Source organism: Mycoplasma mobile 163K, assembly GCF_000008365.1.
Classification (GTDB): domain Bacteria; phylum Bacillota_I; class Bacilli_A; order Mycoplasmatales; family Metamycoplasmataceae; genus Mycoplasma_J; species Mycoplasma_J mobile.
Map to the genome: position 1 here is coordinate 104118 of NC_006908.1, position 25475 is coordinate 129592.

The following is a 25475-nucleotide window of genomic DNA, read 5'->3' on the forward strand; positions in this document are numbered from 1 at the left end:
TTAAAATTTTATTTATGTTTCTTTTAATTGATTTCTTCAGTAGATTTTTTCTTATTAAATCATTTTTTCTTAGCAATGCTTCTTGTAAATGTACATTCAGGCCAGTTAGCACAAGCTATAAAACGATCTCCGCGACGCGAATTTTTATAAATTAAAACTCCTCCATCATCTGGACACTCTTCTCCAACTTGCTCTGGAATAAGAATCGTTCTTTCTAAAGTTAAATATGCAGTATCAAGAGTTTCACTAAATAAGTCTCAAAAATCTTGCAAAACTTTTTTATAATCAATTTTATTTTCTGCAATTAAATCTAAATCAGCTTCAACTTTAGCTGTATATTCTTCATTAATTGTTCCAGGGAAGCTAATTAAAAGTTTTTCCAGAACTTGGAAACCAAAATCAGAAGGTTCCAAATTAGTAGCTTCAGCTTTAACATAAAGTCTTTCTTTAAGTTTGCTTACTGTTGCTGCAAAAGTAGAAGGACGCCCAATTTTTAAATCATCTAGCATTTGAATTAAAGTACCATCATTATATCTAGCAGGAGGTTTTGTTTCATGATCAGAATAAACATATTGTTTAACTTCAATTTTTTGACCTTCAGTGTAAATAGGCAATTCTTTATCTCTATCGTATCCATCAATTACATAATATCCATCAAAAATTACTTTACTACTTGATAATTTAAATTTATGAGAATTATTTTCTAATTCATACCTTAAAGTAGAACGAATAGGTGATTTCATTAATGCTTGTAAAGTTGTATTGTAAATGAAAGTATAAACTCTAAGTTCAGCTCCTTCAATACCATATTTAGCAACAGCCATTTCTGGTGTTAAACTAACATCTGTTGGTCTAATTGCTTCATGGGCATCTTGGTCACCTGCAACACCTTTAATAGATTCTGAAAAATATTGCTTTCCAAATTTTTTTTCAATATATTTTTTAGATTCATTAATGAAAGTTTGGCTTAGTCTTGTGGAATCAGTTCTTGGATAGGAAATTAAGCCACCTTCATCATAACCTTCATAAAGCCTTTGCATTGCACTTTGGATAACATTTGAACTTCCTTGAACTTTACGAAATACAACAGATTGCTTCAACGGAGTAATTTGAGCTTCTGTTCTTTGTCCTGTTTTAATACTTTTTACTTCCAAAGGTCCTTTGATTTCTTTTTTAATTTTTTCAATATCTTTTGGATAAATTCAACTACGATGATCTCCATCATGATTAGAGTTAAAATATTCGGCAACTACATCTTCACTTATTTTTGCCTCCAAAGTATGATATTTTTCAGGTTCAAATGCTTTAATTTCATTTTCACGATCAATAATTAGTTTTAAACCAATTGATTGAACTCTTCCTGCAGTAGGTTTTGTTGGATAATTTGATAATTTTGAAGCCATCAATTTACTTAATCTAAAACCTATAATTCTATCTAACATTCTTCTTGCTTTTTGAGCATTGACTAAATTTAAATCAAGTTTTGTTGGATTTTCCATTGCTGTTAAAATTGCATTTTTTGTAATCTCTCCATACCTAATTCTTGAATATTTATCCTCTAAATTTAAAAAATGAACAAGATTTTCACCAATTGCTTCTCCTTCACGATCTAAATCAGTTGCAATGAAAACTTCTTTTGCATTTTTAACAGCTTTTTTTAGTTCAGAAACAACTTTTTTCTTTGTTGGATCTAGAACATATTGTGGCTCTCAATTTTCTAAGTCAATTCCTAATTGAAATTTTCCTGAAGCAGGTAATTTTACAATATGCCCTACAGAAGCAAGAACTTCATAATCTTTTCCTAAATATTTTGAAATTGTTTTTACTTTATTTGGAGACTCAACAATTACTACTTTTTCTGCCATATTACTCCTTAAAATAATTTATTAATTAACTTAATTTTATATTTTTATTTTAATTTTCTTAATTTTCAATTTTATTTTTCAATTTTTAAAAAAACATACTACCTCAAAAACACATTTTCAAATAAAATTTAGCAAAATCTAAAACAAAGTATATAATAAAAGAGCCATTAGAATAGCAACCTTGTAACTTGGTCAGGACAGAAATGAAGCAGCCACATCGAGAAGTGTTATGTCTAATGGTTTTTGTTTAAAATTAAACAAAAACAATTATTATAAATTTGGAGATATATGAAAATAAAATCAAACAATGTTAAAAATTCAATTTTGCATCCTGATTTTGGAGGATATGGTAATAAAATGGACAAAAATCAGGCGCCTTCACATTCTTTACACCTAGAATGAGAAGAAGTTTCAGGAGCAAAATCATATGCACTAGAAATGATTGATTATGAAGCAAGTGGAGTAGTTGGATTTCCATTTATTCACTGAGTAGTTGCAAATATAAAAACAAACTCTTTAGAAGAAGGTGCTAGCTTAAAAAATCAAAGCATTTTACAAGGTGTAAATTCAAGAACTCCAAAAGGAATTGTTCCAGAAGCTTTTAGAGCTCCAACAATCGAACTTGCTTCACAGTATTTTGGTCCTTATCCACCTGATCAAAGTCATGACTATGTTATAAGAATTTACGCTTTAAATGTAGAAAAGTTGAATTTGGCTAAGAATTTTAATTTAGCAGATTTACATAGAGCAATCAAAGGCCATGTTATTGATAAAGGAAAATTCGTCTTCACATATTTAAAAAAATAAAAATTTTTATATTATAATAAAATTTGTGTGGTCTCGTAGCTCAGTCGGATAGAGCACAAGCCTTCTAAGCTTGTTGTCACAGGTTCGATTCCTGTCGAGATCGCCATTTTTTTATGCTTTTTTGCATTTTTTGCGAAATTATATATTTTATTTTTTATTAAATTTTGCTTTCAAAATATTAGTTTAAAAATTATAAAAAAATGGTTAAAAAATGTAAAATGATATTATGCCTGATTCTAATGAACAAAGAAGTTCAAATAGTCCAAAAAATTACTATGATGTAATAGTGGAAAAAATCAAGACTAAAATATTGGAAAATTCTAAAGAAGCCTTATTTTTAGTCGAAAAAGAACTAAATGCTCCATACATTCCAAAAGAATATGAAAATATTTTTAGGGAACTTTTACTTAAAGCAATTCAAAATTACGAAAATAATCGTGCTCAAATAAAATTAAGTCCAAGTGAATGTTTAGAGATTTTGATTTCAAAAAATAGAAGACTAAAACCCCTTGCTTTAGCTGAATTGAGAAACTATGCTTTAAGACCTTTTATTAATGAAATTAACCAGCTATTTCAAAAAGAAGAAATCGAAATTCAAATAAAGGCCTCTATCTATGAATTCTTATGTGAACAAGATATAAATTTTGAATTCAAAATTGGTAAAGAATCACTCAATCCAGTCAAAAACAAATCATTAGTAAATAACTCATTTTATTTATTAAATAGGAATAAAATTAATGAAAAAACATTTAAGGATGTTTCTATAACTAATGTGGCTCTAGAAATTTTAAATTCATATTGTGCAACTGTTTTTCCAGAGGCAATTCTTATTGGAGAAAAAGACTATAGCACTGAATTTATTTACATTGCTAAAAAATTATTGGGTATCGAAAAGGATGAGGAAAAAACTCCTTTATGTGATATTATATATAGTAGGATTTTTTCAAACAATTCTTAAAAGAAAAAAACATAGGAGACTTTATGACAAAAACAGAAATTAACAAAAAAGATTGAGAAATAAATGTAGTTGTTTCTTCAGAAAAAAAATTATGAAAAGCAAAACAAGATTTAGCTCTTTCAAATTTAGCGAAAACTTTAAAAATCAAAGGTTTTAGACCAGGAAAAGCAAGTGTGGAAGCTGCTAAAAAACACTTAAATCCAGAACAAATTCAAGAAGAAGCAGTTAAACTAATTGCAAATGATTTAGTAAAAATTGCATCTGAATCAATAGATGAGAGTTATATTGTTCTTGATTCACCAATTTATGAAGTTGAAAAAATGTCAGATGCAGAACTTGATTTGAAATTTTCATATCCAATTTATCCTGAATTTAAAATAAAAAATTATAAATCTTTAAAAGTAACTTTAAGTAGAGCAAAAGTTTCGAAGGAAGATGTCGATTCAGAAATTGAAAAAATAAGAGAAAAAAATGCATTATTAATTAAGAAAACTAAAGATCAAGGAAAAGTAGCAAAAACAGACACTGTTAATATTGATTATGTTGGAAAAATTGATGGAGAAGAATTTGATGGCGGAAAAGCATCTTCACATGAATTAGTAATTGGTTCAAAATCTTTTATTGATAATTTTGAAGACCAACTTATTGGTTTTAAATCAGGAGATAAAGTAGAAGTTAAGGTGTCATTTCCAGATGATTATCATTCAAGTAAATTTGCTGGAAAAAAAGCAATTTTTGATGTAAAAATCAATGATGTTTTTACAAAGGAAAAACCTGTTAAAAACGATGATCTAGTTAAGTTTCTTAATAATCCAAAATTAAAAACTTTAGCAGAAATGGAAAATTATTTCAAAGATCTTATTAAAAATGAAAAAGATGAAAAATCAAAGGCAAGTTTTAAAAAAGATATTTTTGAAAAAATAATGAATGAAAATGAAATTCCAGTTCCTAGATTAATCTTAATGAAAGAAACTACTAATGCCATTAGAGAATTTGAAAAAGATGTTAAAAAATATGGATTCACAGTAGAAAAATATTTAAAAATGCTTAATATGAACTCAAAAGATTTTGTAACTAATTTAAATAAAGAATCAGAATTGAAATTGAAAGAAGCTTTAATTTACACAGAAATTTCTAAACTAGAAAAAATTGAAGCTCAACCTGAAGATTATGATGTTAAATATAAAAAGTTTGCAAAACTATATAATGTAAGTTTAGATTCAGTAAAATCAATGATTACACAACAACAAGCTCAAGTAGCGATCGTAAACGAAAAAATTTTAGAATTTTTAATCAAACATAATGCAATTGAAAAAAATTCTGTTGGAGAAGAACCCAAATTGTCAACTACAAAAAAAGTAGTTGAACCAACAGAAGAAAAAACAAGAAAGGATTCTAAAATGTCAACAAAAAAACCAGCTGCAAAACCAGCTGCAAAACCTGCAGCAGCAACAAAAAAACCAGTTAAAAAATAATTTAAAACTAAATTTTTACCCAAACCTATTTTACGGTTTGGGTTTATTTTTAAAATTTTGCTTTTTTAAAAAGGTTTTTTTGTTGTAAAATTACAATATGAAATTTTTAAAAAACATTAAATCACTTGAATTTAGATTAGCAGAATCAATGTTAAAGTCAATTAATGATTTAAAAGAAAAATATCTTGCCTTTAGTGATGAAGAATTAAAAAACATGACAAATGTTTTTAAAGAGAAGTTGAAAAAAAATGTTTCTTTAGAATCAATTAGAATTGATGCTTTTGCAGTTGCAAGAGAAGCTACTTTTAGAGTTTTAAAAAAACGCCCCTATGATGTTCAAATGATTGGTGGATTAATTTTAGATTTTGGTTCAGTTGCAGAGATGAAAACAGGAGAAGGAAAAACAATTACTTCAATTGCTCCTGTTTATTTAAATGCTTTAAAAGGTAGTGGAGTAATTGTAAGCACTGTAAATGAATATTTAGCAGAACGTGATGCTGCTGAGATGGGCGAGGTTTTTAAATGACTAGGTTTAAGTGTTGGATTAAACAAAGCGAACATGCCATCAAATTTAAAAAGAGCAGCATATAAATGTGATATCACTTATTCTGTTCATTCAGAGTTAGGATTCGATTATCTTAGAGATAATATGGTTAATTCTTTTGAAGAAAAAGTTCAAAGAGACTTGAACTTTGCTTTAATTGATGAAGTTGATTCAATTTTGATAGATGAAGCAAAAACTCCTCTTATTATTTCTGGTGGAAAAAGTGATGAAGTTTCTCTTTATGCAGTTACTGATCAATTTGTAAGAACTTTAGATCACGTTGATTATGCAATTGATGAGGAAACAAAAGCAATAAATTTAACAGCTCAAGGAATTGAAAAAACTAAAAAATTTTTCAATTTTAATTCATTATACAATTTAGAAAATAGCGAATTAATACATAGATTACAAAATGCTTTAAGAGCTCATAAAGTTATGAAAAAAGATGTTGAGTATGTTGTTCTAAATGGGAAAATTGAATTAGTAGATACTTTCACTGGAAGAATAATGGAAGGAAGAAGTTATTCTGAGGGTTTACAACAAGCAATTCAAGCAAAAGAGCTAGTTGAAATTGATCCTGAAACTAAAACTTTAGCTACAATTACTTACCAAAATTTTTTTCGTCTATTTAAAAAATTATCAGGAATGACAGGAACGGGTAAAACAGAAGAACAAGAATTCATAGATATTTACAATATGAGAGTTACAGAAATTCCTACTAATGTTCCAATTGCAAGAATTGATCACCCTGAAAAAGTTTATGTTACATTTCAAGCAAAATATAAAGCAGTTGTTGAAGAGATAAAAAGATTACATGCTAAAAAGCAACCTATTTTAGTAGGTACTTCTCAAGTTGAAGAATCAGAATACTTGCATCAGCTATTACTTAAAGAGAATTTACCTCATACTGTTTTAAATGCTAAACAAAATAAAAATGAAGCGGATATTATTGCTAAAGCAGGAATTGCAGGAGCAATTACAATTGCAACAAATATGGCAGGTCGTGGAACCGATATTAAACCTGATGCAGAATCTTTAAAGCAAGGTGGTTTATTTGTTTTAGGTACAGATAAATCTGAGGCAAGAAGAATTGATAATCAACTTAAAGGAAGAAGTGGAAGACAAGGTGATGTTGGTGAAAGTAGATTTTTTATCTCAATTGATGATCAATTGATAAGACGTTTTTCATTACAAGATAAGTGAAAAGAAATTTTTGCTGAGTATAAAGATAATGAAATTATTGATAAACAAATAAAAAAGGCATTTGATAAAGCTCAGAGAAAAATTGAAGGTTTTAACTATGATAATCGAAAAAATGTTTTAAATTATGATGATGTAATAAGACAACAAAGAGATATTATTTATTCTCAAAGAGATTCAATTTTACTTCAGGATGACTTATCACTTGTTGTTGAAAAAATGATTCAAAGAAATTCAAAACAAATTATTAAATATGGGGAACTATATACAAGAACAGGTGCTTTAGACCATAAAGCATTAGTAAATTTTGTAAATAAAGAATATATGAATATTTGTGATTTTAAATTCACTTTGGAAGATTTTAATAATTACATTAATGAAGAAATTCCTCAGCATTTATCTAATATTTTGATTAGAGAGTATAGGAAAATGAGAGAATTTTTAGTAGAAAAATCTGGTAAATTACCAACTAATCTCTTTGAAAGAAGAGCAATTATTTCAGCTCTTGATGAAAAGTGACAAAATCATATTAATTTAATGGATAAATTAAGGCAAAGTGTAAATCTTGTTCAATACTCACAAAAAAATCCTTTTCAAACTTATACGGAAATTGGAACAAAACATTTTGAACAACTTGTCGAAGACATTGCAACTAATTCCTTAAAAATAATTATGAATAATCCTTCAGCAAAATTCCAAAATTTAGATGGTGATTTTAAAAATGAGCAAATTAAATTAGAAGATGGCTCAATTATTACTATTCCAGCAAACATTCCCTTTGATATTAAAGAGCAAATTATTTCAAAAGCAAAAGAATTATTAAAAGAAAGTGGAGAGAAGAGAAAAGTTTTTGAAAAAAACATCTTGAGCGATTTAAATTTAGTAGATGAGAAATTTAGAGATTCATCAAAATGATAATATGAAAAAATTTAAGATAATAGAAATTTTGAATGATTTCAAAGAATTTGAAATTCAAGCAAAATCATGATTTGATAGTTTACCAAAAAAATATAAAACCCAAGATTTAGGACTACTTCTATATGATCTTGAAATTTTTAATATTGAACTTTCACAAGGTCATTTCAAATTTGAATTGACACTTGAAAATTTTTCAGAACACCAAAAAACTTATTGTGATATTTCTTGTAAAAATTCTTATGAAGAATTACTTAAAACAAGTACAAAAAAAGATCATTTTCTTTTTGAAACTCTTCATATTCTCAAATCCCATTGAAATGAACATGTTGTTTGGGTATCAAAAAAAATTAATAAAAATTTTAATGACAAAAATATCACAAGTGATTTTGTAAGTTAACTAATTTTAAATTCACTTTTTCAAGGCCATAAGTTACTTAATATGTTTTATAATGGTGTAAAATTATTATATGAACTAAGTTTGTAAAATTTTTGTTAAAAGGAGGTTGAATTATGGAGTTCAACACATTTGAGAAGGAAACTTTTATTAAAAGTTTGAAAACAAGAACAATATTTCCTTTTTACATTAAAAATGTTAATGAAAAATTTTTTTCTAATTTAAATAATCATCAAAACAAAATATTTTTGAAAAAAATTCTTCCTAGAATTGAAAATGAATTAGAAAATGAAGAGCTTCAAGCAATAAAGACAATTGAAAATTTAGCTAAACCTGAAAAGATTTTAAGAATGATTAATTTAGCTTTAAAAAAAGTTGCTGCTCTAACAGGTACTCGTAACACAGAACTTTTTCAAAAAATTGGTAAAGATGAATTTAACGAACCTTTATTTATAAGAATTAAAGCCAATCATAATGATCTTGAAATCTTAGGAGATAAACACGAAGATTCTCGTTTTTCTTACGCAATAAATATTAATCGAGACAATTATTTATTTCCATTTATAGAACAAATTCAGCTAGCTTTTTATTTAGATCATGAAACTAATAGAATTTCAGGTGGATTTTCTTTAAATGTCGGAAATGATGAAACTGATTTGGATTTTAAAGAAAGTGTTGATAAAGTCTATTTTTATTCAATTATGAAAAAGTTTTGAACTGCTCAACTTTATCCTTTAACTTTAGATAATATCTTAAATATTGTTTATGACATTAATGGAACTAAATCAACAAATAAATCAAATTCAAAATTTAGTAATACAAATACAAAAAAATCTTCTCAAGGATATAGCAAAGATTGAGCTAAAGTTATCAATTTTGAACAAGTTTCCCTTGAAGAATTGCAAGATAACTGAAGAAAATTTATTGATAAAAAGTTTTTGAAATATAAATCATTTTCAAATGAAGAAAGAAAATTTTATGAAGACCAAGCTTTTTACATGATGATGATTACTAGTTTAGTAATGCTATATTTATTACAAGAAATTAACACTTATTTTACTTCTGAAAAACCTGAATTAATTTTAGGGCTTTTAAATAAACCAGCTAGATTGACAGATAATAAGGACCAAAATTATCAAGAAGATTTTAATGCTTTAACTTCTTATATTTATAAAAATTTTTATCTAAATGAAAAAAACTCAAAAAATATTAGAATTAAGAAAATTGATAGAGCCAAAGAATTAGTAGACTTTTTAACAGATTATTCTCAAGCAAATACTTCAGATATTTCTTTAAGTGATTTGGTTTCTTCTTTTGAAATTCTACCAAATACAAAAATTCAAATGCTTGATAGAAAATCTATACTAGAAGATTTGAATTTCAAGGCATTCTTTTTATTAATTGCCTTCCCAGAACTTTATAGTATCAGCCCTAATAATTCAACTTTAATTGAATATAGGCAACTTTTAAATTCATTAGATTCAAGTCAAAATATGTCCTTTTCAAACTCTATTATTGAAAATTTAGATGATTACATTACAGAAATAAATTATGATTATGCTTCATTTGTAACAACAAATTCAATTGTTATTTTGAAAAATAATGATCCAGTAAGTGTTGATGTTCAAAACAATAAAATTCTTGTTGTTAAAGACGAAAATAGAAGAGTTTACAATAATTATTTTTGGTCTGTGATTTATTTGCAATCCAAAATTTCAGAAAAAAATCATATTGAATTTGAAATTAATAGAATTTTGAATTCAGACATAAAATACAAATCATTTATCTTTAAAGAAGCAATCCAAAATTTAGATGATTTGCAATTTGACTGATATGACCATTTTTATGGATTACCCATTAAAAATATTATTCAAAAAATGGATAATGAAAATAACCTAAAAAACTCAATAGATATTTTGAGCTCTAAAATCAAAAAAGAAAATGAGGAAATCAAGCGCACAACTGAAAGAAATTATATTACTTTAGCTTTTGTTATTGCTGTTTTGATAGGTTTTTTTGATTTTATATCAATGGTATTTACAATTTTACCAAATACTTTAAAGTCTGTTTCTGATCCTTATATTTATACTTTTATTGGAATTGGAACATTTATTTTTTCTATTTTGATTTCAATTTTTGCTTTAACAATGGGCAAAAGATTAACAAACAAAAGAAAAGCAATTGAGTATGAGAAAAAGCAAAATCTTTAAAAAAACATCTATTACTAGATGTTTTTTTTAACCATTAAAATGATGTTCTTGGTCACTTAATAATTCATTAGGATATGAAAAAATAATATGAACATGAGTATGAAAAACAACTTGCCTTGCATCAGATTCATTATTTACATGCAATTGATATCCACTAGCCTTATTTTCTTTCATAAATTTTTTTGCTAATTTATTAGCAACCATCATTAAATTAATTAAATCTTCATCATCAATTGAAATTAAGTTTCTGCTAAAATTTTTAGGTACAACTAAAAAATGCCCTTTAGAAATTGGTTTAATATCTAAAAAAGCAATAGTCTTGCTGTCTTCATAAATAATTTTTGCTGGTACTTCCTTATTAATGATTTTTTGAAAAATTGTTTCTTGTTGCAACATAGTTATCCTTTTGTTAAAGTTTTAAAATACCTTCAGTTCTTGCTGCATCTAGTAAAGCTTGATTATTGTTTATTTCCAAAACATTTCCAAGTTTTACATAAAATGTTTTCATTTGATTGAAAATAGAAGTTCTATTTTGAGTAAAAAGCGAATAGTACAAATTTTCTTTTACAATTGCTCTATTATTATCTATTGTTTCTGCTCAAGGAGTATTAATAAAAGTAAATCTTGAAGAATTAACATTAAATAATGGTACCACTTTATTAAAATATGTAAGTGTAGCTGAAGAAGCTGTAACATTTATAGGAACAGAAGTAACTAGGTCGTCATTTATTAGAGATAAAATATTAGTTTCAGATAATAACCCTCCATATTTTAGATTTAAATTATCAGAAAAGACACTATTATCCAAACTTATTTGATTTATTATAGAATTTGTTTCAGAAGATTTTGTGTTTAATCTTATATTGAAATTCAGTTCTCTTAATGAATTTAAAATGCTTGAATTTTCTAAAATTCTTCTTACATCATTACTTAAATTTGCTCTAGCTAAATTTAAGTCTAATTTAACATTTAAATCAATTGAACTAGTGTTTACAATTCTAGATACTCTATTCAATTTAAAATTAAATACACTTCCTGCATTTTCACTTAAAGTAAAATTATCTTCTTTTAACAATGAGACATCAGTTATTTGATTATTATTTAAACTTATATTTAAATTTTGAACTTGAGTAGCAGCCTCTTCAAGATAAAATTTAACAATATTATTTCTCATTAATTCATTCAAGCTATAAATATTATTTGTTTTTGTAATATGAACAAAACCACTTTCAATTCTTGTAGCAGCTCTTAAAGTTGCGATATCATAATTGATTATTGGAGCTCCTGTATTTTGAAATGAAAATCCTCTATAATTTACAATGTTTGAACTACTATTTGATGATGTTGTAATATTAGGTAAATTATTTGCTGAAATATTTCAATTGATATTATCGTTTAAACCAATTAAAGATTCTAATTTTTGTTTTGTATTTAATGCTATATTATTATTTCTAAACAAAGCATTAAAGCCATTTTCACCTTCAATTGTATTAATATTAGTATTCAAAAAATTATTTGTATTTTGAGTTTGGTTAAATTCTCATCTTTCAGAAACTTGATTTTCTAATAAATATTTAATTAACAAAAAATTTGGATTTGAAACATCAATTGATTCTAAAATGGTTTTTGCATTTGATGTTCCCGAAGCTCCAATTACAGTATTATAATCTGTTCCGTTTTTTATATTATTTTCAGTTTGCTTTGAAAAATAATGCTTAGCCAAAATCATTTGATTGATTGTGTTAGAAATTGTACTTTGATTAATATTATACATTTGTACAAAAATGTTTGTTCCTAAAAAATTTAAATCACTTTTTGAGTAAGAATTATTATTTATAAATCCTGCTAAAGGTAAAGTTTTATCTCTTTCAGGGTTAAAATCAATAATTGAAATCCCATTTCTTTCTAAAGTATTACTTTTAAACTCAATTCAAAAACTTTTATTTTGCTGAATTTGAATTGCTTGATAAAAATTTCAAGCACTTACAGCATCATTTCTAAAGTTTATAAATGCAGAAGAATTATTAGAAAAAGTAAAAACTGTTTCGGCATCATTTCATGTTCCTTTAAATGCATTTTGTACATCGATTGAGGGCTCATTTGTAGTTTTTGGAAATTCAACATTTAAGTTTGCATTTAATATTCCATTAACTCATGTTTGCAAAACAGCAGCTCTAGCTTGCTCTGTTGTTAATGAAGCACTAACATTAATGTCTTGTACATTTGTGCTACATGCAACAACAACTAATGAAGTTGATAAAATTGCTGGAGTTGCAATTGAAAGTAAAAGTCTTTTTTTCATTTTTTTCCTTAATTTATTATAACTTTGAATTCAAAACTCTTAGTTATACTTGATTCTTTATTTGTAGAATTTATATTATTTGAAAAATCATTTGTTGCAATATTTGCTTCAATAACAATTTTATATTCTCCTCTTTGTAAAGTAGATCCATTTACTAAAGAAAGTTCAAATTGTGTTTTTTGTTTTCCAATTTCATTTGTTCTGGAATTTGCAACAATAAGCAAATTAAATAGATTTGACAAATTATTTGGATTGTTTTCAACAAAAACACTTTTTATATCCAATAAATTAGGGTCATAAAAATTAAGATTTGAATTCGAATCTAAATTTATATTGTAAATATTTTGTTCTAAAATTATTGATGTAAAATTAACTAAATTACCTTCAAATAAAATATCTGATCCATTTAATGAATTTAAAGTAATAACATTTGTTGCATGTTGTGTAATTGTATTGATTGTTGTTGTTATAGCATCTAACGGAGAATTATTATTTTGAATTATTCATTGATTATTTTTAAAAATATAGTTTTCTTTCAAATTACTATTTATTTGAGAATTAATATAATCATTAATTTTAGTTTGTACATTAATTGATCTATTTGTTTCTGCACTATTTATAAAACTTCTTAGAGTTTCAATTGCATTGTTAATATCTTTATCTAAGAATTTTGTTGGGCTAGAAGTTGTTAATGAAGTGTTATTTTGTAATAATAAAAATTTTCTAAACTCAACTGTTTCTTCGGTATTTGAACTTAAAAAATTAAATAGAATTCTTTGATCAGAATTTGCTGTATTAATATTAGCTATTGAGTTTTGAGTAGCAAAAATATTATCAGAATTAAAAGTTATATTTTGATTTGTTGCAAAAGTAGTATTTGCACTTAATTGCAAGTCATCTTTAATTGCACTTAAATATGAATCTATAGAATTAAAATTTTTAACTGAATTAATATTTATACCTGTAGAAGAAAGCGTAATTATATTTCCGTCTGGTAACAAGTAAGATTCTGCAAGTTTTCCTTGATTACCAACAGCAAATGATTGCTGAAGTGCTCTACCAGCTAAAGATGTCACCTCACTAGCATTCAATCCAGAAACACCAGAATTTCCATTTAAAATATTTGAAATTCTAGTGTTAGCTTGTATTATTTGCTGTGTTGCATTTGTAGAATTTGCAAAAGTTGTAATTTGATTAATATCAATTCCTGCCTTTGCGAATATATTTGAATTTATATTATTAATAATATCTGTTAAGATGTCTTTTTCGACTTTTGTGAAAGTATTTTCTATTAAAGGTAAAATTGAACCTGCATCTTGAGCATTTAATAAAGCAAGAGTGTCTTGAATTCCTCTAGAACCTAAATTATTTTTAGTCCCATTATCACTAACTGTATTCAATAACTGAGAGTCAAGTCTTCTTCTTGCAAGGTCAGTTGAACTAGAATTAATACCTTTTCAATTTCTTATTAAATCAATATTTAAACTTGGTTTATTTGTTAATGGATTCATTGTGTAAGAAAATAATTTTACTAAAACATTTGCACTTATAGTTCATGGTAAAAGAGGGTCACTTGTATTTGGGGTGGCATTAATGTTAAAAGTAGCAATATTTTGGGAATTTAAACTTTTAAAATAATTTTTAATATTATCTAAAGGATTTTTTTTAGAAATATCAAAAGTGTTGCTTGTAAAAAGAGCAATCTGAGAAGAAAGACTATTTTGATTAAATGATGAATCATTTGGTCTTATATTTTGCATTGCAAAAAATCTTTGTTCTAAAAAAGATGCAAAAGGATTTTCTCCATTTTTTAAAATTGTAGTTCCATCAACAAATTTCAATGTTCCATTAGGTTCTACAACAATTTTATTTCTTAAAGTAACATCTTGATTTAATTTTCTTGAGCTTATATCATATTGACTAAAACTATTAAATCCATCTGAAGTTACTTGGCCACTTGTGGAAGGTGTAAGAGATGCTATTTGAGAAACATTGAATCTTCTCAAAGCATTTGCTTTAATAACATTTGTTATTGAATTTTGTAGAGCTTGTTCGCTAGTAATAGCTCCATTAAATGAAGTACTTCATAAATTTAATAATGCTGTTGTTCTTGCAGTCCCTGCAGGATTGTTATCGATGATATTTTTTTCTCTAGCTTCTAAGGTATTTCTTTGTTCAGCAATAATTCTACTCAAAGGTTTTAAGGCAATATTATTAACAACAGCATTAGTTGGATTAGTTAGATTTAATATTTCTTGATACTGAACTGATGCATTTTGTTCAATTTGATATAAATATTGATAAAAATAATTTTGAATAGCTTGAACATTTCCACTTTGTGTTTCTGAATTTAGTAATTGAAATAAATTTTGAAATTCTCCAACAGTTAGAGTAACTTTTTCCCCAGACGAATTAGTAAATGTTATTAAATTGTCATTAAGTCTTGGAGGATTTGTAGGTGAAATTTGTTGTGCAGCTAATCCAACAGGAACACCAACACCTACTGCTACAAAAGTAATAAGTGAAGCCCCAATTATATAGGCGAATTTATTATTTTTAGGAGGCGTATTATCAATATTGTTTTTTGATAATTTTTCAACAAAACTTTCGCTTTCTTTAGTTGTTTTTAAAACTTTTTTTGCATTATCTTTTTTTGCCATAATAACTCCTTTAAATTAATAGTAAAACTATATATAAATATAATTATTATTTTACTCTATATTTTATTTAAAATAAGTTATTTTTTTAATCTTATATTTTAAATTTAAACTAAATTTTTCAAACATTTAAATCTTTTCAACATTTAAATAAGGAATTAATACTTTAGGAACACTAATAGAACCATCATCATTTTGATATTGTTCTAAAATAGCAGCAAGAACTCTATCAATTGCTAAGCCAGATCCATTAATAGTGTGAACATATTGAGTATTTTTGTTTTCATCACGGTATCTTATCATAGATCTTCTTGATTGAAAATCGCCAAAATATGAAACACTTGACACTTCACGATATCTTTGTTCACTTGGTAACCATAATTCTAAATCAATTGTCTTTCTTGAAGAAAAACCTAAATCACCTGTACATAACAGAACTTCTCGATAAGGTATTTCTAAAAGTTCTAATAGATATTTTGCATTTTTTAAAACAGAATTAAAAGCCCTTAGAGATTTTTGTTCGGATGCAAATTCTACAAGCTCAACCTTATTAAATTGATGTAATCTAATAATGCCTTTTGTATCTCTTCCTGCACTACCAGCTTCTGAACGAAAGCAATTTGTGAATGAACTAAATTTTGAGTTTTTTTCCAAATCGATTATTTCATTATTAAATAAATTAGTAACTGGCACTTCTGCTGTTGGAATTAAATATAAATCATGACCCTCTATTTTGAAAAGGTCCTCTTTAAATTTTGGTAATTGACCTGTTCCATACATCATTTTAGAATTAACTAAAAAAGGAGGCATTATTTCACTATAACCATTTTTTTCATGAGTATCAAGCATAAATGATTCAAGAGCTCTAATTAATTTTGCTCCAGCATTTTTGTAGACAATAAATCTTGAACCACTCAATTTCGCCCCTCTAGAAAAATCAATCAAATCTTTTTCTACACCAATTTCATAATGTGGTTTTTTAGCTTTAACAAGTCCTCTACCAATTTTTGGAAATTCTTTTAGAATGACATTATCAGTATCATCTTTTCCAAAAGGAACATCATCTAAAGGTATGTTAGGAATAAAAGAGATCAGTTCTTGTATTTTGTTTTCAATTTTAGTTGATTTTTCTTCCAAAATACTTAGTTCTTTCTTAATGTTCTCAACTTCATCCATAAAAAATAAAGCATCTGTTTTATTTCTCTTTGCTTCTCCAATTTTTGAAGAAATTTCATTTCTTTTAGATTGTAATTCACTTAAAGAAATCAATATATTTGCTCTTTCAGTTCCTAATGTATATAATTTTTCAATTTCTGAGACATTAAAATTAGATCTTTGTTTTAATTTTGAAATTACAAAATCCTTATTTTTTAAAATTAATTTAATATCTAACATAGCATTTTCATTTTACTACATTTTTAATGTTTAAAAATTTTTTGATTCTTAAAAGAAAAATCTTTAATGTAAAATAAAAACATATAATGAATAAAAATACTTCTTTTAAAATAAAAGCAAAAATTAAAAATGTTATTTGGAAAAATCCAAATAATTTAGGCATAAAAATTGTTAATTTAGCAATTCTTGAAGACGAATTTAATTATTTGAAAGAAAAAGAATTCCCAGCTAAAGATTATAAATCTATGTTAGTTGAAGAATTAGAATATGAATTAGATGTAAGTTTTAGTGATGATTCTAAAAAAACACTTTATATTAACAATGCATCAATAACGTTTCCAAATACAGCAAAAAAATTGATAAATTTTTTTTCATCTTCTCTATTTCCAGGTATCGGAAAAACCTCAGCAACTTTAATTGTTGAAAAATTAAAAATTGATTCTATAGAAAAAATAGTGGATCATATTGAAGACATTTCAATTTTAATTGGGCAATCAAAAGCTAAAGTAATTCAAGAAGTAATTGAAAATAATTATAATAATTATGAAGCTCATCAATTTTTTATAATTAATTCTTTACCCATTTCTTTGTTAGAAAAATTTAGCTTTTATTATGGCAAGAAAAATCTATTAAATAAATTAAAAGAAAATTTATATAAGATTGTTTATTTTGATCCCTCTGTAAAATTAGAACTTTTAACAAAAATTCACAAACTTTTAAATTTGAAAATTGATGAATTAGAATTTTTAAAAGCTAGTATTTACAAAATTCTTTTCCTTTATACCAATAATTCAAATAACACCTACATGAGTTTAGATTTTTTGTTCAAATCTTTTTCTGAAAAATTTAGTTATATTAGCCTAGATAAAGTTAAATTTTCTGATTTAATAACTTTTTTAAAAAATGAAAAGCATCTAGATTTTTTTAAAATAAAAAATAAAATTTTTGTTATTAGTGAATTTTTCAAAGATCACGAAAAATTTATTTTTGAATACATTAGTAGTCTTGAAAAAAAAATTAGTCAGCACACTTTTAATTTAGAAAAAATTATCAATTCTAAAACTTTAGATTCAATTCAAAAAGAAGCAATAATTTATTCTTTAAATAACTCTTTTAATATTATTAGTGGAATTCCAGGTAGTGGTAAAAGCGCAATTATTAAAAGAATTTATAAAAAAGCAAAGGAAATTTATAAAGATGAAGAAATTCATGTTTTAACTCCAACAGGTAAGGCAACAATAATTTTAAAACAAAATAATCAAGAAGCAAAAACCATTCACAGTTTTTTAAAATGAAACAAAGATAATAATCAATTTGATTTTAAAACTATAAATTATGATCATGTTAAAGTAATTATTATTGATGAATTTAGTATGGTAGATACATATGTTTTTAGCACTTTATTAAAAGTAGTTCCTAATTTAGAAAAATTAATACTTGTAGGTGATTACAATCAGCTACCTTCTATTAAAGGTGGTCAAATTTTAAAAGATTTAATTGAATCTAATCTTTTTAAAGTCTTTTTTTTAAAAACCAATTATCGTCAAAAAGATAAATTTGATATTATGAAAAATGCTTTAATGGTTAATGATGATTTGATTCCTACATTTAATTCAGAAAATACTTTATTTCTAGAAGCTTCTTCAGAAAATTATTTTAATAAATTAACAACTTATCTTGATCTTTTTATTGAAAAACATCATAATTACACTTTTTTTGAAACTATGAATTTAATAAATATATTAAGCGTTAAATATGAAGGATATGGAGGCATTAACGAAATTAATCAAAGTCTTCAGAATTATTTTCAAAGACATTATTTTAAAGATAATCAACCTTTTTATAAAACTCCAAATTTAAAATTATTCATAAATGATAAGGTGATTCAAATTGAAAATGATCCTGAAAACGATGTCTATAATGGTGAACTTGGTTTTATTAATAATGTTAAATTGAAAGAAAATAAAGAAATTGATTTAATTAGTGTTGATTTTGGAAATAAAATAATAACTTACAATTTGAATAATTTTTTGCAATCAGTAAAATTAGCTTATGCAATAAGTGTTCATAAATTTCAAGGCTCTGCTTCAGAAATTTTAATTTTTTTAATATTTAAAAATCAGAAAAAATTATTATCTAAAAAACTTATTTATACAGCTTTTAGTAGAGCAAAATCTTTTTTAATAGTAATTGGTGAACACGAAGCTTTTAGTATAAGTGTTGCAAAAGAAAATAATTTAGATAGAAAAACCTATTTAAGATATTTACTAAATTTCAATAAAATGAAATAAGTTAATTTTAGAACTGTTAACAATATCTACTCTTATAATTCTATAGCATCAAATTCTAAATATTTTTAGCTTTAAGTTCTTTTTGAATTGTAGGAAGTGATTTTATCAAAGCTGCATCTTTTTCAACTTTTTCAAGTCTAGATGTGACTCTATCTGATTTTGAATTCATGTTTTTAGAAAGACTTTCAATTAACTCTAAAATTTTAATTTGATTTTTTAACTTCTTTTTTAAATATCTATATTTTTTACTTTAGATTTTAATTTAAGTAAAAAACCCTTATGTATTTAGATAAAACATAAAATTATTACTTTCTTTTTTGTAAGTAGGAATTATTTATGTAAGTATAGAGCATACTTAATTTATTTCTAAAAGATGTTTTTGTAATTTTAAAGCTAAATTAAAATTCATTTCAGTTTTTTAAAACTTAAAATAATTTCTAAATAACAAATAAAAATTATTTTCCTTAAATTCTTTAAGAATAGTATTTCTTTGTTCGTTTTATATATTTTTTAGTAGAGTTATTTGCATCTAATAGTTAGATTAATGAAAATTTTTTAAAATCGCTACTCTATTACAAGATATAAATTTTAGAGTTTAGTTTTTATTTACCATTTTTAGATCTAAAAGTTTTTAAATTAACAAAAAAGTTTTTATTTAAAGAAATAATATAAACTTTATTTATGGACAAAGGTTTAGATTTATTGATAGATTCATTAAAAAATTTGAAAAAATTTGCATCTTATGGTGCAAAAGGTAAGGATTTTGAAGATAAGGTTAAATCAGAGTTAGAAAAAATGCATTTTAAACAGACATCATTGAAAATTACTGATCCATTAAATCTTTTTCAGGAATTTCTCGAAGAACACAAAAAATCAGTTTTTGAAGAAGTAGTAAAAAAACTAAAAGACCAAGTTTTAGATAAAAAAAATTTTGAATCAATTTCAAATTTATTTAGAAAATTTTTAGGTGAAAGTAATAAATATTTGTATGTGTATCAACCATTTGGTTCGCAAGATTTTCCAGATTTTTTGGTTTTTACAGAAAATTGAATCATTCCTTTAGAAGTAAAGTACTCCGAAAAAACGAATGGACAACCAAAATGAAATTCCAATATTCCAAAATCAAATTCAATTTATTTGCAAATTCTAAAAATTTTACTTATTTTTTAGGTGGAGATTATATTTCTCCAGAAATAAGAATAGAATTCATAGATTATTTTGAAAATTTTAATGAATCAAAAAAATACAAGACCAATTAGTTAAAATAAAAGATCTTGCTGAGGAAAATAAAAAGTTGAAAAATCCTTTTGGAATCTATCCAAAAATAAGAATTGATTATTTGCAAAGAGATGATTTCAAAATTGGTGAGAATAAATATCCCCGCAATACAACTTTATTCGATTTTTCTAAAAAGAATAATTGAGAAAATTTAGTTATTAAATATTTATGAGAATTAAAAAATGAAAAATAATAAGCTAGATCAATTTTATACAAACCCAAAAATAGTAGATTCTTTACTAAAAATTGTTTTTGATCTTTTTTACTCTTTAAGAAATGATCAAAGTCAGTACACTTTTATTGAACCGTCAGCAGGTTCGGGCAATTTTATTGATGGACTTTATAAATTAGGAGTTGATATTAAAAAAAATGTAAGGGCTTTTGATATTGACCCAAAAAATAATAGTATTATTGAAAAAAAGGACTTTTTTGATGTAAATTTCAATGAAATGAATTTAAATAAGAAAAAAACTGTCACCATTGGGAATCCTCCATTTGGAAAAAAAGGAGATTTAGCTCTTAAATTTTTAAATAAAAGTTTAGAGCATAGCGGAATTGTTGCATTTATACTTCCAAAAATTTTCAATAGATATTTAACACAATCAAAAGTAAAAAATGATTCCAAACTTATTTTTCAACAAAATATAGATTCCAATTCTTTTTTGGTAAATGATAGAGAATACAATGTAAATTGTTGTTTTCAAATTTGAATTAGCCCAGAAGTAAAAGTTTCCATATCTAATCTTAGATTGGAAAAGCAAATAAAAGCATTAACTTCTGATGTTGAATTATTTGTCCACAACAATACGAAAGAAACATTAAAATATTTCGATAAAAAAAAATATAATTGAGATTTTGCTGTTCATAGACAAGGTTATTATGATTACAATAAAAAAATTATTAACCCAAAAAAATTAATTCAGAATAGACAATATCTATTCATAAAATGCAAAAATGAAGAAATAAAACAATATGTTGAAAAAATTGATTTTAGTAAACTTTCAAAGGAAAATTCAACAACAATTTTTGGTTTTTCAAATTCAGATTTTTACAAAGAACTTTATGAATTAATTTTGCACGAATTTTCTGAAAAGGAATTTAATTTTGATTAAAGTCTATTTTAATTTTAAAATAAAAATAGAAACTTAATAAAAAGTTTTAAATATTTGAAAATAGCAAATTTCTTTTGCTGATTTAATAATTTAATATAGTATATATTTCAAAACAAGATTGAAAAATAATTTTAAAAATTAGCAAAATATTTATATTTAATTAATTTTTTTTCCTTTATAAGGATATTCAGAAAATTATTTTAATAAATTAACAACTTATCTTGATCTTTTTATTGAAAAAACATCATAATTACACTTTTTTTGAAACTATGAATTTAATAAATATATTAAGCATTAAATATGAAGGATATGGAGGCATTAATGAAATAAATCAAAGTCTTCAGAATTATTTTCAAAGACATTATTTTAAAGATAATCAACCTTTTTATAAAACTCCAAATTTAAAATTATTCATAAATGATAAGGTGATTCAAATTGAAAATGATCCTGAAAACGATGTCTATAATGGTGAACTTGGTTTTATTAATAATGTTAAATTGAAAGAAAATAAAGAAATTGATTTAATTAGTGTTGATTTTGGAAATAAAATAATAACTTACAATTTGAATAATTTTTTGCAATCAGTAAAATTAGCTTATGCAATAAGTGTTCATAAATTTCAAGGCTCTGCTTCAGAAATTTTAATTTTTTTAATATTTAAAAATCAGAAAAAATTATTATCTAAAAAACTTATTTATACAGCTTTTAGTAGAGCAAAATCTTTTTTAATAGTAATTGGTGAACACGAAGCTTTTAGTATAAGTGTTGCAAAAGAAAATAATTTAGATAGAAAAACCTATTTAAGATATTTACTAAATTTCAATAAAATGAAATAAGTTAATTTTAGAACTGTTAACAATATCTACTCTTATAATTCTATAGCATCAAATTCTAAATATTTCTAGCTTTAAGCTCTTTTTGAATTGTAGGAAGTGATTTTATCAAAACTACATCTTTTTCAACATTCTCAAGTCTATTTTCAACTTTTTCAAGTCTATTTTCAACATTCTCAAGTCTATTTTCAATTTTATCTAATCTTGTGTTTATACTTTTTATACCACTTGAAAGATTTTCAATTTTAGTATCAAAACTTTTAGAAAGATTTTCAATTGCATTTAAAATATTTTGATTTGATTTTGTAGCTTCTTTTTTGATAAAAACTCCTTCAATAATATATTTATAAGAATTACCATCATTAAAAATTTCTTCTAATTTTTGAATTTCTGATTTTCTTATTATTTCTAATATTTTCTTTTTCAATACTTCTCCTTTAATTTTATCTTTTTTGTATAAACTTTTTAAAAAGTTTCAATTTTTTAAAGTTTTAAAACTTTTTTCTTGCAAATTTTAATTCAAGTAAAAAACACTTAAGCAATTAGGAAAACTTACAATTATTCCTTTTTGTTATAGAAATTATTTTTATAAAATATAGAAAAGTTTTAATCTTTTAAGGCATTTAAAAAAATATAATAAAAAACCATACTTGAAAAAATTAAGACTTTATATTATATTTTGTAATCAATTGATTGATTTTAGATATTTATTTTCCCTTCAATTACAAATAACTTAAAATAAATTTTCTTAATGAAAATAATCATTAAAAAAGAAATTTTCAATTTAAAATCTTTTACACTTAGTAATTACAAATCTTTACTTTTTAATTCTTTTATTTTTCTTTATCAATTGAAAATAAAAATTTTAATTAATTTTTATTCAGGATTAAGTACTAACTACTTTTGCATTTCTTTCAATTTTAATTACAACATGTGAAATAGTTAAAATTGCAAATCATAATAACAATAGGCACTAGAATATTGAATCAACTAAACTAAATTTTAAAGAAATTCATATTACTAAAGAAATTAGTTTTTCATATATAAAATATAAAACAAACTAATCATAGTAATTTTTTATCTTACAAATTAAATAATCAAAATTTAAATGAATTTGTAATGTTCATAGAATCTTTTAATGCAATTACTTTTGCTTTTTTTAAAAAATCTAGTAATTTTCTAGCAAGTTTTACTTTAAATTCTGGTGTTTTAGGCACAATAATAGTTTTGATTTAACTATTAAAGATACAAAAGCATTTTAAATTTAAATGTCCTATAAGTTTATAAACGTACTTTAAATAAAAAAATTTTTAGAATTCTGATTCTTTCAAACTTTATTCTATAAAACTAAAGATTTAAAATTAAGAAAAAGCAAGACAATTCAAGAAACAAGTTCACATTTTTATGACTAATCTAAGAAAATAAAATATGAAATTAGTAATTAAAAAAAAGTACTAGTTATAGAATATTTCAAGAGATTAAATTTAATTTCATGAAGGCAATTTTCTATAAATGATATTTCATATTTGTAGTATCATTATTTTAAAACTTTCAATATTTATTAAAAAGCAAAATAACTTGTTTTTTAATAAATTTACCAAGCTCCTCTCTTTAAAAGAAAATAAATTCTAAAAAATAATTAAGCCTAATTTTTTGTTAAATTTACTTTATTATGGCATAGTTAAATATTATGTTAAAAAATATTATGAAAGTGAGAAATATGAAAATTAAAAATAAATTAATTGTAGGATTAGGAACAATTGCTACTATTGCAATTCCTACAATTACAGTTGTAGCTTGTGGAACAGTTACAAATCCAAATGTATCAACAGAAATTGCATCAATTGCAGGACTAAGAGGACTAGCAGGAATATCAGATTCAACTAATTTAACTCCAAGTCAAACTAGTGATGTAAGATTATATATTGAAAAAGAAATTAGTTCAATTGGAGAATTAGAATTAACTGGAAATTTTAAAAATACTTTACCTTCACAAATTACAAATCAAAATTTAAATCAATTTGTTAAAACACCAGAGCAATCAAATGGAGTAGCTTTTAAGTTATTTTTAGATGAGACATATGGAAGAAATGATGAAGATGGAGAAATAACTGTATTTATTAGCGGAACTGCTCTAGGTGTAACACATTCAAATCACTTTGATTTTCATTTTTTAATTGACGATTTTAAAGAAGAGCAAAAAGCTGATACTATTAAAGATGCTATTAAAAAATTACCACCATTAGAATTAATTGGAAATTTTAAAAATACTTTACCTTCACAAATTACAAATCAAAATTTAAATCAATTTGTTAAAACACCACCTACTTCTAATGGGGTTACTTTTTCTTTAAGTTTAATTAACAGTAATTGAGAATGATTAGAATTTTTACCGGAAGATATTAGAGATAATTTTTCTGCAAATGATGCTGAAGGAGAATTGCTTGTTGCTATTTCAGGAACATATCAAGGTTATACTTTAAGACCTATAATAGTTCCTGATTCTTCAGTAAATTTTCAAGACATTTTTTTAAGAGATTCTACAGTACAACCCATTAAAGGATTTAAAATTAGTGATAATAGTTCAAAAATTTTAAGTGCTTTAAATAAAATAACTACTTTAAATAAAACAGGTGATTTTACTAGTACTTTAGTTACAGAAATTACAAATGAAAATTTAAATCAATTTGTTATAACACCAGAACCTATTGATGGAGTAGAATTTACTTTGAATTTAATTAGAAGAGATGAAGAATTTGGTGAGCTACATATTTACATAACAGGTACTTACCAAGGAGATAAACATGTTACTTCTTTTTGAAAAGGAAGATTTAATCCAAAAATTATTAAAGTATCAGGATTTCAAATTGATGAAACAATTATTACAATTAAAGAAGCACTAAGAAAAATTCCTAGATTTTTAACACTACTTAGTGATTTGAATTTGGTTATTGCTTCAACTGTTACAAATCAAAATTTAAATCAATTTGTTAAAACACCAGAACCTATCAATGGAGTAAGCTTTACTTTAAGAATCTATGAAAGAGATGATGATTCTTTGGAAATAGTTGTTATTGGAACATATCAAGACTTGAGATGATTTAACACAAATATTCATTCTTCTGGTGGAAATCCAATTAGAGAATTAGAATTTAAAGATATAGATTAATCTTATTGATTCTGATAATAAAAAACAAAATAAAATGAGAAATCTATTCTCATTTTATTTTTTGCTA

Annotated in this window: 18 protein-coding genes, 1 tRNA gene and 1 other RNA gene; 14 read left to right on the forward strand and 6 right to left on the reverse strand. The window is 24.3% G+C overall.

Going from position 1 to position 25475, the window contains the following annotated elements; genetic code table 4:
• Positions 1 to 23: 23 nt before the first annotated feature.
• Entirely contained in the window at positions 24 to 1865 is a 1842-nt protein-coding gene (gene topA / locus MMOB_RS00445; RefSeq protein ID WP_011264602.1) for a type I DNA topoisomerase, read from the reverse strand.
• 156 nt (positions 1866 to 2021) lie between these two features.
• On the opposite strand from topA, the gene ffs reads away from it, so the two are divergent.
• The 8 genes from ffs to MMOB_RS00480 all read left to right on the forward strand — a co-directional run bounded on the left by ffs (position 2022) and on the right by MMOB_RS00480 (position 10371).
• Positions 2022 to 2118, forward strand: an RNA gene (gene ffs, locus MMOB_RS03545) — signal recognition particle sRNA small type.
• Between the two features lie 35 nt (positions 2119 to 2153).
• Complete coding sequence (locus MMOB_RS00450) at positions 2154 to 2672, forward strand: YbhB/YbcL family Raf kinase inhibitor-like protein (RefSeq protein WP_011264603.1); 519 nt, start codon at positions 2154 to 2156, stop codon at positions 2670 to 2672.
• A gap of 29 nt (positions 2673 to 2701) precedes the next feature.
• Positions 2702 to 2778: transfer RNA gene (locus MMOB_RS00455), tRNA-Arg, on the forward strand.
• 120 nt (positions 2779 to 2898) lie between these two features.
• Complete coding sequence (locus tag MMOB_RS00460; protein WP_011264604.1) at positions 2899 to 3630, forward strand: hypothetical protein; 732 nt, start codon at positions 2899 to 2901, stop codon at positions 3628 to 3630.
• A 23-nt stretch (positions 3631 to 3653) separates the two neighbouring features.
• The gene (gene tig / locus MMOB_RS00465; RefSeq protein ID WP_011264605.1) at positions 3654 to 5105 is read left to right on the forward strand and encodes a trigger factor; all 1452 of its coding nucleotides are present in this window, start codon (positions 3654 to 3656) and stop codon (positions 5103 to 5105) included.
• 97 nt (positions 5106 to 5202) lie between these two features.
• Positions 5203 to 7767, forward strand: a complete 2565-nt coding sequence (gene secA, locus MMOB_RS00470; protein ID WP_011264606.1) for a preprotein translocase subunit SecA — start codon at positions 5203 to 5205, stop codon at positions 7765 to 7767.
• Between the two features lies 1 nt (position 7768).
• Positions 7769 to 8164 (forward strand): hypothetical protein, encoded by a 396-nt coding sequence (locus MMOB_RS00475; protein WP_156768859.1) that lies wholly within the window; start codon positions 7769 to 7771, stop codon positions 8162 to 8164.
• A gap of 113 nt (positions 8165 to 8277) precedes the next feature.
• Complete coding sequence (locus MMOB_RS00480; protein ID WP_011264608.1) at positions 8278 to 10371, forward strand: MPN338 family protein; 2094 nt, start codon at positions 8278 to 8280, stop codon at positions 10369 to 10371.
• 27 nt (positions 10372 to 10398) lie between these two features.
• Here MMOB_RS00480 and hinT read toward each other — a convergent pair whose 3' ends face one another.
• The 4 genes from hinT to serS all read right to left on the reverse strand — a co-directional run bounded on the left by hinT (position 10399) and on the right by serS (position 16725).
• A complete protein-coding gene (gene hinT, locus MMOB_RS00485; RefSeq protein WP_011264609.1) occupies positions 10399 to 10767 on the reverse strand; it encodes a histidine triad protein HinT in 369 nt (122 codons plus the stop codon).
• A gap of 13 nt (positions 10768 to 10780) precedes the next feature.
• Positions 10781 to 12673, reverse strand: a complete 1893-nt coding sequence (locus MMOB_RS00490; protein ID WP_011264610.1) for a HinT-interacting membrane complex lipoprotein P60 — start codon at positions 12671 to 12673, stop codon at positions 10781 to 10783.
• A gap of 8 nt (positions 12674 to 12681) precedes the next feature.
• On the reverse strand, positions 12682 to 15333 hold the full coding sequence (locus MMOB_RS00495; RefSeq protein ID WP_011264611.1) for a HinT-interacting membrane complex protein P80: 2652 nt from the start codon (positions 15331 to 15333) through the stop codon (positions 12682 to 12684).
• A gap of 126 nt (positions 15334 to 15459) precedes the next feature.
• A complete protein-coding gene (gene serS, locus MMOB_RS00500; protein WP_011264612.1) occupies positions 15460 to 16725 on the reverse strand; it encodes a serine--tRNA ligase in 1266 nt (421 codons plus the stop codon).
• A gap of 86 nt (positions 16726 to 16811) precedes the next feature.
• Between serS and MMOB_RS00505 the strand changes: the two genes are divergently transcribed.
• From MMOB_RS00505 to MMOB_RS00520, 5 genes are all read left to right on the forward strand, one after another.
• Positions 16812 to 19016 (forward strand): AAA family ATPase, encoded by a 2205-nt coding sequence (locus MMOB_RS00505; RefSeq protein WP_011264613.1) that lies wholly within the window; start codon positions 16812 to 16814, stop codon positions 19014 to 19016.
• 681 nt (positions 19017 to 19697) lie between these two features.
• Positions 19698 to 20186 (forward strand): hypothetical protein, encoded by a 489-nt coding sequence (locus MMOB_RS00510; RefSeq protein ID WP_011264614.1) that lies wholly within the window; start codon positions 19698 to 19700, stop codon positions 20184 to 20186.
• 124 nt (positions 20187 to 20310) lie between these two features.
• Positions 20311 to 20487 (forward strand): hypothetical protein, encoded by a 177-nt coding sequence (locus MMOB_RS03610; protein WP_156768860.1) that lies wholly within the window; start codon positions 20311 to 20313, stop codon positions 20485 to 20487.
• Positions 20477 to 21406 (forward strand): type II DNA methylase, encoded by a 930-nt coding sequence (locus tag MMOB_RS00515; protein WP_011264615.1) that lies wholly within the window; start codon positions 20477 to 20479, stop codon positions 21404 to 21406. The genes MMOB_RS03610 and MMOB_RS00515 overlap by 11 nt, the downstream gene beginning before the upstream one ends.
• A gap of 269 nt (positions 21407 to 21675) precedes the next feature.
• A complete protein-coding gene (locus MMOB_RS00520) occupies positions 21676 to 22242 on the forward strand; it encodes an ATP-dependent DNA helicase (RefSeq protein WP_041362756.1) in 567 nt (188 codons plus the stop codon).
• A gap of 55 nt (positions 22243 to 22297) precedes the next feature.
• On the opposite strand, the gene MMOB_RS00525 is transcribed toward MMOB_RS00520, so the two are convergent.
• Entirely contained in the window at positions 22298 to 22666 is a 369-nt protein-coding gene (locus MMOB_RS00525) for a hypothetical protein (RefSeq protein ID WP_083748449.1), read from the reverse strand.
• A 1293-nt stretch (positions 22667 to 23959) separates the two neighbouring features.
• Between MMOB_RS00525 and MMOB_RS00535 the strand changes: the two genes are divergently transcribed.
• On the forward strand, positions 23960 to 25408 hold the full coding sequence (locus MMOB_RS00535) for a lipoprotein 17-related variable surface protein (protein WP_041362762.1): 1449 nt from the start codon (positions 23960 to 23962) through the stop codon (positions 25406 to 25408).
• Positions 25409 to 25475: the final 67 nt, after the last annotated feature.